General features: G+C 67.8%; 1 protein-coding gene and 2 pseudogenes. All 3 read left to right on the top strand.

The features are described 5' to 3' along the window. Positions 1 to 313: pseudogene (locus E2E34_RS34855) on the top strand (hypothetical protein); the annotation flags it as partial. Positions 314 to 346: 33 nt separating this feature from the next. Then, entirely contained in the window at positions 347 to 586 is a 240-nt protein-coding gene (locus E2E34_RS34850; RefSeq protein ID WP_138905786.1) for a type II TA system antitoxin, ParD family, read from the top strand. Next, positions 586 to 702, top strand: a pseudogene (locus E2E34_RS36915) (toxin Doc); the annotation flags it as partial. The gene E2E34_RS34850 and the pseudogene E2E34_RS36915, both read left to right, overlap by 1 nt.

Below are 702 nucleotides of genomic sequence, written 5' to 3'. Positions count from 1 at the left end.
CTTCGCCCCCGCTCGCCGTACTTACCACACCTTCGAGCAGACCGTGCAGCTCCTCGAACTCTTCCTCCACCACGAAGGCCGCGCCCCGACCGCCCGCGAGACGATCATCGGGGACGGCGACACCGTCAAGATCGGCCCCTGGTTCGCCAAGGCCCGCACCAAGCACCGCAGCAGCCAGCTCGACACCGGGCACGAACGCCTCCTGGCCGCCCTCTTTGACGGCGGACTGGACCGACGAAGACCCGGCCCCCGCCTTCGCCTGACCCTCCGGGTCGCTCCTGACCCGGATGAACGGCACTCTGTCCGATTCTAGCCACATCAGGTACCTACTAGGTACCATGGGCGTATGCCGTCCTTGAACATCACTTTCACCGACGAGGAACTCGAAGCGGTCCGCGCGGCCGCCGCCGCCGAGGGCAAGTCCCTCAAGCAGTTCGTCCACGACCTGCCCCTGCGCGAACAGCAGCGCCTGCAGTTCGTCCGCTACGCCGTCTCCTGGAGCGAAGCCCACCGCGACGAGTTCGACGACGCCTTCCCCGACGAGATGCCCCCCACCGACGCCCAGCGGGGAGCCGAAGCCGCCTGATGGTGCTCTACATCGACGTGTCCTGGCTCCTGGACGTCCAGGACCAAGCCGTCCCCGAAGACGTGAGCGTCGCCGACTACTCCGCCCTCGTCGCCCCCGTCGCCCGTCACAAGACC

The sequence above is a fragment of the Streptomyces albidochromogenes genome (genome assembly GCF_005981925.1).
In the GTDB taxonomy this organism is placed as follows: Bacteria; Actinomycetota; Actinomycetes; order Streptomycetales; family Streptomycetaceae; genus Streptomyces; species Streptomyces albidochromogenes.
The sequence above is the reverse complement of the archived record's forward strand: the minus strand, read 5'-3'. Positions and strand labels throughout refer to the sequence as shown.

Excerpts from the sequence above, each read along its gene's own strand:
- E2E34_RS34850 (WP_138905786.1), top strand. The coding sequence starts at position 347 with ATGCCGTCCTTGAACATCACTTTCACCGACGAGGAACTCGAAGCGGTC.